This is a genomic window from Burkholderia sp. APQ4-4ca, assembly GCF_057837105.1.
On sequence record NZ_JBYQCG010000246.1, the window covers coordinates 89802 to 103229 of the forward strand.

Consider the following 13428-nt stretch of genomic DNA (forward strand, 5'->3'; position numbering starts at 1 on the left):
GAATGCGCCCCTCGCGACGTGAGCGACGCGATCGGCGGGTAAAACGGCGAGGAAAACTCGGGCGGGCGGCGGCCCGGCGATCATCCGGGCTGCGGCATGAGTTCGGGCGCACCGGGCGTCAGCACGCGCGGCGGCAGCGGGTTACCGGTCGGCGCCGCATGCAGCGCCAGCTCGCGGCTGCGCGCGTTCAGGCGTTGCAGCGCACGGAATTCGGACGGCGCCATCCCCTTCACCGCGCGGAACTGGCGGTTGAAGTTCGACACGTTGTTGAAGCCGGCCTGGAAGCAGATATCGGTGATGCTTGCGTCGTCGGCGAGCAGCATCTGGCAGGCGGATTCAATCCGCAGACGATTCACGTACTGGACGAACGGCATGCCGGTATGGCGATGGAACGCGCGCGAGAACGCGCTGACGCTCTGCCCGGTCAGTTGAGCGAGATCGGATTCGCGCATCTCGGACGCGAGGTTCTTGCCGATATACGACAGCGCGTGGCTCAGGCGCGTCGGCGTGACATCGGCCTGGTCGTACGCGGGGCTCGCGAGCAGCGTGCGCTCGGCCGCATCGCACAGGCGCTCGAGAATCGTCATGAACAGCGCGATGCGGCGCATCCCGCGCGCGCTCAACAGTTCGTCGAACAATGGTGCGATCGCGGCGCTCGTCGCGGCGTCGAAGCCGACGCCACGCCGCGCGTCGCCGAGCAGCGCCTGCGCATCGCGGCATTCGGGAAACGCATCCATGCAGCGGCGCACGAACGACGGATCGAACTGGATCACGAGATTGCGGCGCTCGACAGTTTCGCCTTCGGCCATGTCGCTGACCCAGTTGTGCGGCAGGTTCGGGCCGAGCAGCACGAGATGGCCGGGGCCGAACGAGCCGATGTGATCGCCGACGAAGTACTTGCCGTGCGTCGCGACGATCAGATGCAGCTCGAACTCGGGATGGAAATGCCAGCGGATCGTGCGATACGGATAGCCGTGCGACCAGACCTTGAACGACTCGTCGCGTCGCACGTCGACCACTTCGAGATCGGGGTGCATCATGTTGGCGTCTCCATTCCCATGATTCGCTGGCCGGCCTGTTCGGCTGTGCGCGCAGGCGCCGCGTGATTCGCGTGTCTCGCGCGGCACCGCGACCGGTCGCATGGGAAGCAATGTAGGTCGATCGAGCACGCGGCTCCACCAACTTTACGCCTGATTTCCGATACTTTTTTGCCGCCCATGCGCGGAAATGGCGCGGGCCGGCAAATTTGTTGCAGCGCGGAACGGTGCGGACGGCCGCCGGCTCCGGCCGCCCGCGCCGGCTTACGCAGCCGCGTGCTCGCGCGCCGTGCGCACCTCGTATGCCTTCAGGTGGTTGTACGCGATCCGCAACAGCGACAACGTATCGGCCGCGTGCGGATCGCGTCGCGCGAGCAGGTCGCCGATCACGTGATCGGCTTCGACGCGCGCATGATTCTCGACGTCGCGCAGCATCGACGCGGTCAGCGGCGACGGCGTCAGCACCATCCGCTGCATCCGCTCGCTGGCCGCCGAGTCGGGCCGGTGGCCGTTGTGTTCGGCGATCGCGCTGCATTCGGCGAGCATCGTCTCGAGCAGGCGGCGGCCGTCCGGCGCGGCGAGAATGTCGCCGATCGACCCGCGAAACAGCGACGTGCTCGCGGCGAGCGTCGCGAGGAACACCCACTTGTCCCACATCCGCGCGGCGATGTCGTCGCTGAGCGTCGCGTCGAAGCCCGCGCCGCCGAGCACGTCGGCCACCGCGCGCACGCGCGGCGATTCGCCGCCGGCCAGTTCGCCGAACGACACGCCGTGCGTGTCGTTCAGGTGCACGATGCGCTGCTCGCGATCGAGCGTCGCCGCGATCACGCACAACCCGCCGAGCACCTGGGACGCGTCGAAGCGCTCGCGCAGCACGTCGACGTGACGCATTCCGTTGAGCATCGGCAGGATCAGCGTCCGCGGGCCGACGAACGGCGCGAACGATGAAATCGCGTCGTCGAGGCTGTACGCCTTGCAGCTCAGCAGCACGAGATCGAACGGCGCGACGCCGGCGCCCGCGGCGCCCGCGCGCACGGTCTGCACGTTCGCAAGCGTCAGGTCGCCGCGCGGGCTGCGGATCAGCAGCCCGTCGCGCGCGAGCGTGGCCGCGCGGCCGTCGCGCACCAGGAATGTCACGTCGCGCCCCGCCGCGGCCAGCCGGCCGCCGAAGTATCCGCCGACCGCGCCGGCCCCTACCACCAGAATCCGCATCGTTGCCTCCTTTCGGTTTCGTTCGAAGTCGCGCTGCCGCCCGTGCGGGCGCGCCGCAAACCATCGCCCGACAGTATAGCGGCCACTGTTATGCATATGCATAGATGCCCGCGCCCGCGTCTCGGGCAGCGGGAAAATGACTATCTCTAGGGGATTTCCCGTCTACGGCGACGCACATTGCGCGCCGTCAAGACACTTATCCCGTCACGCCGCTCCGGCGAGCTTCCACGACTGACCGACCTCATACCATGCGCAACCTCTCCCTGAATCAGAAACTCGCCTCGATGATCGTCATCCTGTGGCTCGGCCTGCTCGTGATCGCCGGGCTCGGCGCATGGCAGACCCGCGCGTCGATGATCGCGGACCGCCGCGACCAGCTTGCGTCGCTGGTCGCGCAGGCCACGAGCGTGGCCGATCACTACTACAAGCTGTCGCAGCAGAACGCGCTGCCGGAAGCCGATGCGAAGCAGAAGGCGCTCGAGGCGATCGCCGCGATGCGCCACGGCGCCGACGGCTATGTGTCGATCAACGATTCGAAGCCGGTGATCGTGATGCATCCGATCAAGACCGAGCTCAACGGCAAGGACGTGTCGAATTTCACCGATCCGAACGGCAAGCACCTGTTCGTCGAGATCGTCAAGGCCGGCAACGCGGAAGGCGGCAAGGGCTTCGTCGAGTATCTGTGGCCGAAGCCGGGCGCGGACAAGCCGCAGGAGAAGACCAGCGCCGTGCAGCGCTTCGCGCCGTGGGACTGGTATCTGGTGACCGGCATGTACATGAACGACGTGCGCTCGGCGGTGCTCGCGAGCATCGGCCGCTGGCTCGTGATGACGGCCGTGCTCGGCGCGATCGCGACGGCCGTGATGGTGCTGGTGCTGAAAAGCGTCCGCGCGAGCCTCGGCGGCGAGCTCGAAACGGCGCTCGACGCCGCGCAGCGCATCGCGCAGGGCGACCTGACCGCGCGCGTGAGCGTGAAGCACGACGACCGCGGCAGCCTGCTGCAAGCGCTGCACACGATGCAGGGCGGGTTGATCGACATGGTGTCGCGCGTGCGCACGGGCACCGAAAACATCAACGTCGGCGCGAGCGAGATCGCATCCGGCAACACCGATCTGTCGCAGCGCACCGAGGAACAGGCGGCCGCGCTCGTGCAGACCGCGTCGAGCATGGACGAAATGACCGCGAACGTGAAGCAGAACGCGGACAGCGCCGCGCAGGCCGCGTCGCTCGCCGGCCAGGCCGCGCAGGTCGCGACGCGCGGCAGCGAAGTGGTCGACGACGTCGTGCGCACGATGAACGAGATCACCGACCGCTCGCACAAGATCGGCGACATCATCGGCGTGATCGACGGGATCGCGTTCCAGACCAACATCCTCGCGCTGAACGCGGCCGTCGAAGCGGCGCGGGCGGGCGAACAGGGCCGCGGCTTCGCGGTGGTCGCGGCCGAAGTGCGGTCGCTCGCGCAACGCTCGGCGACGGCGGCCAAGGAGATCAAATCGCTGATCGTGTCGTCGAACGAGACGGTCCAGCACGGCGCGACGCTCGTCACGCACGCGGGCGAGACGATGGCCGAGATCGTGCAGTCGGTGCGGCGCGTGAACGAGATCCTCGACGAAATCAGCCACGCATCGCGCGAGCAGAGCGCCGGGATCGAGCAGGTCAACCGCGCGGTGGGCGAGATGGATCAGGTCACGCAGCAGAACGCGGCACTCGTCGAACAGGCGGCGGCCGCCGCGCATTCGCTGCGCGATCAGGCCGAAGCGCTGCGCGACGCGGTGACGCGGTTCGCGTTGCCGGCCTGACGGCAAGCGCCCCGCCCCGCACTCACGCCGCGCTGCCCGCCCGCAGCGCGGCCTCGCCGCTCCCGAGCCCCAGCCCCGCCGCGCGCTGGATCAGCTCGACGTCGTTGCTCGCGCCGAGCTTCTTCATCGCGCTGATCTTCTGCGCACTGACCGTCTGCTTGCCCTTGCTCAGGCGCTGCGCGATCGTCTTGATCGGCACGCCCGACAGATACAGGCGAATCACCTCGATTTCGCGCGCCGACAGCTTCACCGGCGCGTCGCCGTGCGCGCCGAGCGCATCGACCGCGCGGCGGACGGACGGCGACAGGTAGGTCGCGCCGCTGTAGCTCGAATGGATCGCCGTGACGATATGGCCGACCTCGTCGAGTTTGCTGACGACGCTCACGCCGCCGATCGCGAGGATCGACCGGAAGATCAGCGGGTTCTCGTTGGCGACCAGCGCGACGATCCCGACGTTCGGCCGCGTGCGGCGCAGCCAGTCGAACAGCGCAAGGCCGTCCATCTGCTCGTCGCCGCGAATCGCATAGTCGACCAGCACGACGTCGCAGTCGACGCCGCCGAGCGACGCGATCAGTTCGGCCGTGCTCCGGTAGACCGCGGCGAGCTCGATCGCGCAGGCGCCGCCTGCGATCTGCTCGATACCGGCCAGCGTCAACGGCCAGTCGTACGCGACGACGATGCGAACATTGAATTTCCTCATGCGCAATTCCTGGTGGTTCACCGGCCGCGACACGCGACGCGCACGCGACCGGTTGGGCGTTGAAAGGACATTCAGGCTATTTTTAGCCCGAATGTCGATTCTATGAAGGTCTGCCCGCGCGCGATATCGGACGGCGTACGAATTGGCTGCAGAAGACGTAATACGGGTTTGATATTTGCCCCGGCTCGACGCCCGGCGGCCGGCGCTCGACCGTCGCGGCATCGGCCCGATGGCCGATGGTGCGCGCCGCACGGCCGGCCAGCAGGTAAAATTGCGCGTTTGCATGCCACCCCGGGCTCGCCGGCGGCGAGCGACGCGCCGATGCCGGCCGCGCGCCACCGCCTCTTCGCCGGCTTGCCCGATCTCCCCCGCTTTCCTCATGACCGATTCCGACCTGCAATCCGACGACACCACCCTCCACGAAGACGGCCTCTGGCGCGACAACGGCTGGACGGCCCGCATCATCAAGAACGAAGACGACGACGGCTGGGCCGTCGAGATGGTCAAGGACGGCGAGTCCGAGCCCGCGCTCGTCGGGCCGTGGACCATGGGCCGCGACAAGAAGAACCCGAAGCCGATGGACGCGAACGCGTTCCGCACGCTCGTGAAAACCGCGACCGAAGTGCTGATGCGGCACGAACAGCAGCGGCGCGCGCTGCTGCACAAGGAAGTGACGGTGCAGGACGAAGCCGGGCAGGATGTGTCGGTGACGCTCGACATCGTGCCGGACGAGTTCGAGCCGTATGCGCAGCTCAAGGCGTTCGACCCGTATGGCGAGCTGCTGGCCGAAGCGAAGGTATCGGCCGGGTTCAAGCTCAACAAGGCCAGCGCCGAACGCTGGGTCGCATCGGGTTTCGACCGGCCGGCATAGGGCTGTCACGCTAATAACGGCTTGCGCGGGCCGCCAGCAGGGCCGAGCGCGAGGATTGCGACGAAGCGTCAGGCGCCGGCACCCCGCTCCGCGCGCGCGAGCCGGCGGGCGGCCAGCTTGCGCCGCACGAACGCCTCGAACTGCGGCGTCGCGGCCTCGGCGTCGCGCGCGGCCAGGCCCAGCAGGTTGCGCGCGAGCTGGATCGGCGTCAGCACGATGCCCCACGGCAGCCCCCACCAGCCGAGCGTGGCCGACGCGAGCAGCGCGACCGCCTGCTTTCTGCGGCCGCACCGGCGGCAGCACACGTGGCGCCGCGTCGCCCAGCGCGTGACGAACACGAGCGACACGACGCGATGCGACGCGTGGACGTCGACCGGCTGCCCTTCGCGCAGGCAGATCGGGCAGGGCCCGTAGCGCCAGTCGTCGACGTACTGCCGCACCTTCGCCTCGGGCACCCGTTCGGCCTCGACGACGACCGGATGCGCCCGCGCGCATGCCGGGCTGCAATAGCGGCGGCCGTCGATCGTCTGCCCGCCGACCAGGAACGTCCTGCCGCAGTGATTGCACTCTGCCACGATGCCCTCGGATAAACGTGATGCACCGCGTGCCGGTTGCGCGAGGATCGCCGCGCGCAACCGGCCGGGGCCGTTGGGTGTTTTAACGGCTGCCGCCGCGAGGTCTTGAGCGGTCGCGCGCCGCGGCGCGTCAGCCATGCAGCCCGTGCGCGTTCATCAGCCGGTACAGCGTCGCGCGCGAGACGCCGAGCTCCGATGCGGCGTCCGCATGCTGGTGGCGGTGACGCAGCAGCGTTTCCTCGATCGCGTGCCGCTCGGCCTGCCGGCGCGTCTGCGCGAGCGTCGGCGGCCGAAGCGACGTGTACGGGCGCAGCTCGAGATCGGCGGCCGAGATCAGCGGGCCGCTCGTCATCACGACCGCGAAGCGGATCCGGTTGATCAGCTCGCGCACGTTGCCCGGCCACGGATAGTTGTGGATCGCCGCGATCGCGCATGGCGTGAAGCCGCGAATCCGGTACGAGCCGTCGCCGCGATAGCGCCGCAGCACATGATCGGCGAGCAGCATGATGTCGCGGCCGCGCACGCGCAGCGGCGGCTCGTCGATACGCAGCACGCACAGGCGGTAGTACAGGTCGGCGCGGAAGCGCCCGGCCTGCATCGCGGCCTCGAGATCGACGTGGGTCGCCGACACGATCCGCACGTCCACCGGAATCGACGCGTGGCCGCCGAGCCGCTCGATGGTGCCCTCCTGCAGGAACCGCAGCAGGCTCGCCTGGCTCTCGAACGGCATGTCGCCGATTTCGTCGAGAAACAGCGTGCCGCCGTGCGCGGCCTCGATGCGGCCGATCAAGCGCTGGTGCGCGCCGGTGAACGCCCCGCGCTCGTGCCCGAACAATTCGGATTGCAGCAGCGTCGCCGGGATGGCCGCGCAGTTCACGGCGACGAACGGTGCGTCGGCACGCGACGACTGCCGGTGGATCGCCGCCGCCGTCAGCTCCTTGCCGGTGCCGGATTCGCCGGCAATGAACACGCTCGCCTCGGTGTTCGCGACCTTGCGGATCGTCGCGAACAGCCGGCGCATCGCGTCGCACGCGCCGATCATCACGCCGTCGGGCGGCGGCGCCTCCGCGGCCGGGTCGCCGTCCGCGAGATTCAGCATCCCGTATGCATGGCCGACAAGATAGCCGATCGTCGTGTAGGCCGCCGCATTGCGCACGTAGTCGAAGCAGCAGCGGCGGATCAGGCGCGCGATCGTGACGTTGCGCAGCCGCTCGCCGTCGGCGAGCGCGACCCAGCCGACGCGCGGGTCGCGCAACAGCGTCTCGAACGACGCGACGTCCGGCGCCGCGAAACCGGCGAAGTCGACGATGCCCGCGTGCGGACGGTTCGCCTTGACGAGATTCAGCGCGTCCGCAACGGTTTTGGCGCGCCGCACGTCCCAGCCGCGCGACGCGAGCACATCGACGAGCGCGGCATCGTGTTGCCGCGACAGGTAGACGAGCGGCCGCGACGACGCGGCAGGGTCGCGCCGGACCGCGATGAACGGCAGCGTGCTCAACGCCCGTTCTACATCCTGCAGGACCGACATGCCGAGCTGACAGCAATGGTTCACGATCGCCTCGCCGCATAAGGTTGTGTATCGGAGCGGCCGTTTCCCGATCGCGCGTCGCGGGATCGCCATCCCGCGGCGCGACGCCGCTCCGTCCTCGAATCGATGCGTCATCGGCAGAACACGACGCGCTGCGTGTAGATCTGCGGCTCGACGACGGGTTGCGCCTGGCCGTTGAGATCGTCGCGATAGGCGCGGTAGGTCTTGCCGTTCACCGTCACGTCCGACGCGCGGGCCGTCTCAATCCTGTCGAGCCCGGTGTGCCGCCATTCGTTCACCCGGTCCGCCGCCGTGACGTTCGACTCGCCCGCGATCTTCTGCGTGATCGCGCCGCCGTCGCTCCACGGTTGCGTCTGCATGTCCTCGGCGTGGTGCATCGCGCCGACCGTCTTGCCGGTGGACTTCGGCCCGTTCCGCGCGTCGAACGGCGCACCGCGGCCGTACACCGGCGATTGCCACGACGGCGCGTGGCCCGCCTCCGGCATCATGTAGACCATCTGCGGGTCGCCGATCATCATCATCGGCGCGCACGCCGTGTTGTCGGGACGGCCGAGCGTCGACAGCGCCTGCTGGACGCTCGCGGCGTTCGCGAGCGTCTGCTCGTTCAGGATGACGAAGACCGCGGGATTCTGGAAAATCGACTGCGCAGCGGCTTGCACGCTGGCCAGCAGCAAAGCGACCCAAAAGATCCTCATGATTGAGGCCTCCCTGCATCCTCGTCACGCAAAAAGAGGTGTTGACCTCGGGGATCGGAACAACACCCGTCAAACCGGAAAAGACGATCGGGCAACGGGCCGAACGCCTGCCGTGCGATCGGCGCGCCGGCCGCCCGGCAGGCCGGCCCGCATGCTCACGACGAGGTACTCGTCGAGATGACGGTCGGCGCCGGCGCGAGCGGCGCAGCCGGTGCGGCCTGCTGTTCGACCGCGGCGGGCGGCAACGCTTGCGCGGGATCGGTCAATGCAGGCATGCCGGCGGCATGCGCAGCCGCTGTGCCAGCAGTTTCGACCGCGTCCGGCACGGTAGAAGCGGCTGCCGGCATGTCGGCGGGCGCCGCGGCGACGGCAGGCTGCGCGGCTTCCGGGGCAGGCGCTTCGGCGATTGCCTGTGGCGCCGGCTCGGTAGCCTTCGCGTCAGCGGCAGGCGCCGCAGCGACGGCGGCCGCCGGCATCGGTTCGGCCACCGGTTCGCCCGCGGCCTGCGCGGCGTCGGTCGCGGCAGGCATCGGCTCCGGTGCGTTGCCGGCGACGGCCGGGGTGGGCTCGGGGGCTTTGTCGGCGACAGCCGGCGCTGGCTCGGGCACCTTCTCGGCGACCGGTTGCGCGGGCTCCGGCGCCTTCGTCTCGGCAACCGGTGCGGCAGGCGCTGGCGATGCCTTGTCGGCCACAGCCGGCGCGGCGATGACCGCGGCAGCCGGCACGGTCGGCACGACAGATGCGGCGGGCGCGGCGGCGGCCGCAACAGGCGCGACGGGCGTGGTAGCAGCCGCAGGTGCCGCGGCTGCCGGGACTGCAGCGGCAACCGTCGGCGCTGCAACAGCGGGGGCCGCTGCGGCAACGGCCTGCGTCGCAACGGCCGGAGCGGCGGCGACAGGCGTCATCGCCGGCACCGAAACCGGCGCAGCGCGCATCGACGCCGTCTCGATCGGGCGCGTCGCCGCGGGCGCGGGCGCGGGCGAGCCGAGCGGCGGCAGGCCCATCCGGTTGCGCACGATCGGATCGCGATACTTGATGTCGTCCGCGACGGTCGCTTCGACGCTGGGCGCCACGTTCGAACGCGCGAGCGGTGCGGTCGTGCCCGGGCACAGGTGCCCGGTCGCTTCCACCGCGCGCCGGTTCGCGTCGCTCTGGCACAGCAGCGCGAGCGCCACGTCGGTCAGGCCCATCGCACGGAATTCACGCGCATCGAGACGCCGCACGCAGGCCTGGTCGACCAGCGTCGTGCCGCCCGTCGCGCCGAACCCCGGGAACGACACGCCGACGCTCACCGAGCCCATGCAGGTATCGGACAGCGTGGTCGTGAGGCCCGGCGCCTGGATCGACGGGTTCGTCTTGATCGTCTGCGTGCCCGAGTAGTTGACGTTTTCCGAAATCTGGGTGTTGTACGGGTTGGTGCCGGGCGCGCCGGACGACTGCAGCGAGTTCACGCTCTGCGGCGTCACGTTGCCGCCGGCCGTGCCGGACGGCATCGTCACGTTGACGTTCACGCTCGAATTGCCGCTGCCGCGCACCCCGCTGCTGCTCGTTGCATTACCGCCGCGCGAACTCGTGGTGTTCGTGTTCATGCTCGAGCCGCCGCCCTGGCTGACCGCCGTCGACGACGTCGAGGATTGCGCGCTCGAAGTCGAGTCGGCAGTTTGCGCCTGGGCACCGATTGCGGACATCGCGAACATCGCCGCGCATGCCACCTTGATCCTGTTGCTGTTCATTTCACTCTCCGGACGAGGTTGGACCTCCTACCCAGGCAACCGTGCTACTTCCCCTGAATGACTTCAGTTTTTGCTGCTTCCCCGAACTGCTTCCAGCCGCTACCCAGCTGGGACCACGGGCCATCCGGCATGCCCTGCTGCTGGGTGCCCGGTGCGCCGATGGCACTGCCCGACGAAAGCGACTGTTGTTCTGACGGTTTGGTTGTCTGAGCAGGGTTGTTTGACGTCTGCATAGTCGATTGCCCACCATCGGCAGCACGGTCGGTGCCATATGCCGTCAGTGACGCGAGCATCAGAGCGGCGGCAATCAGGTTCTGCTTCATGCCAACTCCTTACGTGACAACAAGGCGGGAAAAGAGACCAGCGTCGCTGGGAAACTGGCCCCCCACCCCTGACTAATGACTGCTCCCGGTCGCGCTCGAACTGCTCTGGCTTCCGCCCGACGCGGACGGCGAACCGGCCGGACCGGTACTCCACGCGGTCGACGCGTTGGTGTGATTCGAGCCGGTGATCGCGCCCGATCCACCCCCGCCCGTCCACCCCGCGGCACCCGCGTTGGCATTACCGTTGTCGTTCGCGCCCGTGGCCGTGTAGTGGTTCGCGCCGAGTACGATCGTGGCGGTCACCCCTCCCGACAGTGCGTTTGCGTTCTCGTTCGTTTTGCTGTTTCCGCCGTACGAGCCTGCGGCACCGATACCGCCGCCTGCCGCAAACGCGCCCCCGTTCGTGCCGAAACCGCTGGCCGTCGAGGTCGAGTTGTGGTTGGCGGACGCCGTGCCGACGGAACCGGCGGGTGTCACGGTACTTCCAGCGCTCGCACCAGCCGTCGATGTCGAATTGCTCGTATAGCTGCCGGACCCGACCAGTACCGAACCGGACACACCCGCTGCGACGGATTGCGTCTGGTTGGTCGTGAACGAACCTGCTGCCAATACGGCCGACGATAGGACGGTGAGCGCTGTCGCTAATATGACTTTGGCTTTCATAGCAATTCCTTGCCGTGAGGAAGTTCGACGGTGGCGGAGCCGGGCCTGCCCGCATGGGGCAAGGCCCGGCATCCGACCCGCCAGCCAATGACGAACGCTACGCGTCGCGGCTTAGTGGTGATACGTCCAGCCGGTCGAGCCGGCATTCGCGCCGCTGCTGCCGCCAGCCTGCGCACCGCCGAAGCCGAAGCCACCGACCGTCGACGTTTGGGTGTGGTTCGTGTACGAGATCGAACCGCTGCCGCCGCCGCCAGCCATTGCGCCGGCTGCGCCGAGCGCCGCGCCCGAATCGGTCGCGGAGAAGTGACCGAACCCGGTGACCCCGGCCATCGTCTGGCCGCCGCTCGACGAGTTGCTGGTCGACACCGTGCCGCTGCCGGCAAACGCTGCACCCGAAACCGCCAGAACTGCTGCTGCAATCAGAAGCTTCTTCATGGTGGACTCCTAACGGCGTGGAGAGAATGAGCACGGAAGATCGCACGCCATCGACCTTCCAGCCACGAGCAATCCTTAAAAATAAGGATCACTATCAAATCAATAAACAATTGCCGCCTCGAAAATCTGCGATCACAAATCTGCAACATTATTTTTTGCCAAGCCGAAGTCTAGTTTTATGTTTTTACGTTGTCCAAAATTTCAGAGTAGGTGTTTTCTATTATTTTTAAGATCATTGAGAATATCTCAAAAACACCTTGATTCAATTAACCTAAATGACACGCATGCCTTTTCGGCTCGCTATTTTTCAATACCCCATCGAAAACGAATGCCGCACTGGCGCCCGTTTCCGGAATTGAAAATTGGCGAATGTATTGACTACCGCAAAATGCAGTGCCCGCTCGACACGCGCCCTTCATCCGGGCGATAACAAGCCTGCATCGCAGCCAGACGACATGTCTGCTCCCTGAGCTGACGAAGAAAGTCCTTCCGGACAATCCGGCCTACGCGCGTTCGATCTAGTCCGCCCCACGCCGGGGCTGGCCCGGCGCGATCGAAACGGCGCTGCACGGTTGAAGAGGAATCGGCGCCACGCTGTCCGGAACGAACAGCCGGCCGCATCCGGAAACGCCGAATGAAGTCGAGCACCGCTGTCGGCGGGTTGCCGCGCGAAGCGACGGCCGCGCCAGCACGCGGCGTGCGCGGCGGGCAGGAAACAGGCAACGCGCTACCGACGACGCTGGCACTGCGTCGCAAGCGCTACCCCGATCGTTCCCACTACCCCTTTGGTGCGCAAGAAATGCGCGGATCATGCCACTGCTTATAGTGTTCATCGCCGTTTCCCCGACAGGCTCGTGACGAACTGGCCGCCCCCACATCGTTGTTGCATCGTGTCGACCGCTCGCCGGTACGGCCTATATCGCAAACCCCATGCCATGCGATATTCCACCGAGCATTGCATGCGGCGTGCGTCCGCCAGGCCTGATCATTCTCCGGAAACGGCGTTTTTTCGTTTCATGAATGTATCGCGATAACGGGGCGGGCCCTACAGCGATCATTGAAGATCGTGGCGCAATCCCGTGATTTGACGGAAGAATCCGGCTCGCCGCGCGTTGGCGGACACCCGTGCGAACGGGTGTTTCAATCTTGAGAAGCGAATCTCGACTCACCGCGCGTAGTCCGCGCGTTTCCGCTGACAAACCGCGTGTCGCGGCATGCCAGCATGCCGTCCATTACCCCGACGATCGGGGGCCGTTCACTCGGTGCCTCCTGCCGAACGGCCGCCGATACGGCGGGAACACGGGTTCTCCCTGAAATGCACAAGGAATTTGATTCATCCGTGAAAATCCCCCCACGATCACGCGGTGAAAAATCGCGCCATCCGGCATGTTTCAGGCGCAATAACCGAACCAATGAAAACGTGCGATCCCAAAAAAAACGTCGTGTGCATTTTTTTGTTTCCACTCGACTCACCTTTCGCCCACGAAGCGATAACGGTCGATTCATCGAATAGACATCTTCAGCCAGCTATCCGCTTGATTCTCATCACTGAAACATTTCTATTAAAAAAATCGCCCAGACCGTCAATCTCGTAAAAGCCTGATTCATCGCGCGCTTCGTCGCATCGAACCGTATCGATCCGGCAATCGCCGTGGGCTCGTCCCTGTTCCGACGACGCATGCGTGAGACACAAACGTTCGCGATCGACGAAGGCCTGCGTCGGAGGACGGTCAACGATTTCAGTCGCGAAGTGGCGCCAGCCGGCACCGCGCGCAATCGCAGCGGGCCGCTCGTCGCCACACACGTCCTCGAGCGCAACGCGCTGCCGTCGTG

At 67.1% G+C, this 13428-nt stretch carries 14 protein-coding genes; 4 read left to right on the forward strand and 10 right to left on the reverse strand.

What is annotated here, in order from left to right; translation table 11 throughout:
* Positions 1-80 precede the first annotated feature (80 nt).
* Positions 81-1040: an AraC family transcriptional regulator gene (locus AC3IFE_RS34345; protein WP_489194880.1), complete on the reverse strand. Its 960-nt coding sequence runs from the start codon at positions 1038-1040 to the stop codon at positions 81-83.
* Between the two features lie 261 nt (positions 1041-1301).
* Positions 1302-2249, reverse strand: a complete 948-nt coding sequence (gene panE, locus AC3IFE_RS34350; protein ID WP_489194882.1) for a 2-dehydropantoate 2-reductase — start codon at positions 2247-2249, stop codon at positions 1302-1304.
* 248 nt (positions 2250-2497) lie between these two features.
* Between panE and AC3IFE_RS34355 the strand changes: the two genes are divergently transcribed.
* Positions 2498-4051: a methyl-accepting chemotaxis protein gene (locus AC3IFE_RS34355; RefSeq protein WP_089470198.1), complete on the forward strand. Its 1554-nt coding sequence runs from the start codon at positions 2498-2500 to the stop codon at positions 4049-4051.
* A gap of 22 nt (positions 4052-4073) precedes the next feature.
* On the opposite strand, the gene AC3IFE_RS34360 is transcribed toward AC3IFE_RS34355, so the two are convergent.
* Positions 4074-4751 carry a LuxR C-terminal-related transcriptional regulator gene (locus tag AC3IFE_RS34360; RefSeq protein ID WP_089470612.1) on the reverse strand — a complete coding sequence of 226 codons (678 nt, stop codon included), beginning with the start codon at positions 4749-4751 and terminating at the stop codon, positions 4074-4076.
* A 379-nt stretch (positions 4752-5130) separates the two neighbouring features.
* On the opposite strand from AC3IFE_RS34360, the gene AC3IFE_RS34365 reads away from it, so the two are divergent.
* On the forward strand, positions 5131-5622 hold the full coding sequence (locus AC3IFE_RS34365) for a hypothetical protein (protein ID WP_089470199.1): 492 nt from the start codon (positions 5131-5133) through the stop codon (positions 5620-5622).
* 68 nt (positions 5623-5690) lie between these two features.
* Here the strand turns inward: AC3IFE_RS34365 and AC3IFE_RS34370 are convergent, their stop codons facing one another.
* The 4 genes from AC3IFE_RS34370 to AC3IFE_RS34385 form a co-directional block, all read right to left on the reverse strand.
* Positions 5691-6197: a hypothetical protein gene (locus AC3IFE_RS34370; RefSeq protein WP_089470613.1), complete on the reverse strand. Its 507-nt coding sequence runs from the start codon at positions 6195-6197 to the stop codon at positions 5691-5693.
* Between the two features lie 130 nt (positions 6198-6327).
* The gene (locus AC3IFE_RS34375; RefSeq protein ID WP_489194940.1) at positions 6328-7725 is read right to left on the reverse strand and encodes a sigma-54 dependent transcriptional regulator; all 1398 of its coding nucleotides are present in this window, start codon (positions 7723-7725) and stop codon (positions 6328-6330) included.
* Positions 7726-7856: 131 nt separating this feature from the next.
* Positions 7857-8441: a hypothetical protein gene (locus tag AC3IFE_RS34380; RefSeq protein ID WP_489194884.1), complete on the reverse strand. Its 585-nt coding sequence runs from the start codon at positions 8439-8441 to the stop codon at positions 7857-7859.
* A gap of 155 nt (positions 8442-8596) precedes the next feature.
* Positions 8597-9952: a chemotaxis protein CheA gene (locus tag AC3IFE_RS34385; RefSeq protein WP_489194886.1), complete on the reverse strand. Its 1356-nt coding sequence runs from the start codon at positions 9950-9952 to the stop codon at positions 8597-8599.
* Here AC3IFE_RS34385 and AC3IFE_RS34390 point away from each other — a divergent pair.
* A complete protein-coding gene (locus AC3IFE_RS34390; RefSeq protein ID WP_256979757.1) occupies positions 9942-10235 on the forward strand; it encodes a hypothetical protein in 294 nt (97 codons plus the stop codon). The genes AC3IFE_RS34385 and AC3IFE_RS34390 overlap by 11 nt on opposite strands.
* Here the strand turns inward: AC3IFE_RS34390 and AC3IFE_RS34395 are convergent.
* The 3 genes from AC3IFE_RS34395 to AC3IFE_RS34405 all read right to left on the reverse strand — a co-directional run bounded on the left by AC3IFE_RS34395 (position 10219) and on the right by AC3IFE_RS34405 (position 11595).
* Entirely contained in the window at positions 10219-10497 is a 279-nt protein-coding gene (locus AC3IFE_RS34395; RefSeq protein WP_089470202.1) for a hypothetical protein, read from the reverse strand. The two genes, AC3IFE_RS34390 and AC3IFE_RS34395, sit on opposite strands and share 17 nt — an antisense overlap.
* Before the next feature lie 72 nt (positions 10498-10569).
* Positions 10570-11160 carry a hypothetical protein gene (locus AC3IFE_RS34400; RefSeq protein WP_089470203.1) on the reverse strand — a complete coding sequence of 197 codons (591 nt, stop codon included), beginning with the start codon at positions 11158-11160 and terminating at the stop codon, positions 10570-10572.
* A 111-nt stretch (positions 11161-11271) separates the two neighbouring features.
* Complete coding sequence (locus AC3IFE_RS34405; protein WP_089470204.1) at positions 11272-11595, reverse strand: hypothetical protein; 324 nt, start codon at positions 11593-11595, stop codon at positions 11272-11274.
* Positions 11596-12229: 634 nt separating this feature from the next.
* Between AC3IFE_RS34405 and AC3IFE_RS34410 the strand changes: the two genes are divergently transcribed.
* On the forward strand, positions 12230-12421 hold the full coding sequence (locus AC3IFE_RS34410; RefSeq protein ID WP_489194889.1) for a hypothetical protein: 192 nt from the start codon (positions 12230-12232) through the stop codon (positions 12419-12421).
* Positions 12422-13428 lie beyond the last annotated feature (1007 nt).

What these genes read in the sequence shown, in the direction of transcription:
- AC3IFE_RS34345 (WP_489194880.1), bottom strand. Translation starts at nt 1,040, where the DNA reads ATGATGCACCCCGATCTCGAAGTGGTCGACGTGCGACGCGACGAGTCG.
- panE (WP_489194882.1), bottom strand. Translation starts at nt 2,249, where the DNA reads ATGCGGATTCTGGTGGTAGGGGCCGGCGCGGTCGGCGGATACTTCGGC.
- AC3IFE_RS34355 (WP_089470198.1), top strand. Translation starts at nt 2,498, where the DNA reads ATGCGCAACCTCTCCCTGAATCAGAAACTCGCCTCGATGATCGTCATC.
- AC3IFE_RS34360 (WP_089470612.1), bottom strand. Translation starts at nt 4,751, where the DNA reads ATGAGGAAATTCAATGTTCGCATCGTCGTCGCGTACGACTGGCCGTTG.
- AC3IFE_RS34365 (WP_089470199.1), top strand. Translation starts at nt 5,131, where the DNA reads ATGACCGATTCCGACCTGCAATCCGACGACACCACCCTCCACGAAGAC.
- AC3IFE_RS34375 (WP_489194940.1), bottom strand. Translation starts at nt 7,725, where the DNA reads ATGTCGGTCCTGCAGGATGTAGAACGGGCGTTGAGCACGCTGCCGTTC.
- AC3IFE_RS34380 (WP_489194884.1), bottom strand. Translation starts at nt 8,441, where the DNA reads ATGAGGATCTTTTGGGTCGCTTTGCTGCTGGCCAGCGTGCAAGCCGCT.
- AC3IFE_RS34395 (WP_089470202.1), bottom strand. Translation starts at nt 10,497, where the DNA reads ATGAAGCAGAACCTGATTGCCGCCGCTCTGATGCTCGCGTCACTGACG.
- AC3IFE_RS34400 (WP_089470203.1), bottom strand. Translation starts at nt 11,160, where the DNA reads ATGAAAGCCAAAGTCATATTAGCGACAGCGCTCACCGTCCTATCGTCG.
- AC3IFE_RS34405 (WP_089470204.1), bottom strand. Translation starts at nt 11,595, where the DNA reads ATGAAGAAGCTTCTGATTGCAGCAGCAGTTCTGGCGGTTTCGGGTGCA.
- AC3IFE_RS34410 (WP_489194889.1), top strand. Translation starts at nt 12,230, where the DNA reads ATGAAGTCGAGCACCGCTGTCGGCGGGTTGCCGCGCGAAGCGACGGCC.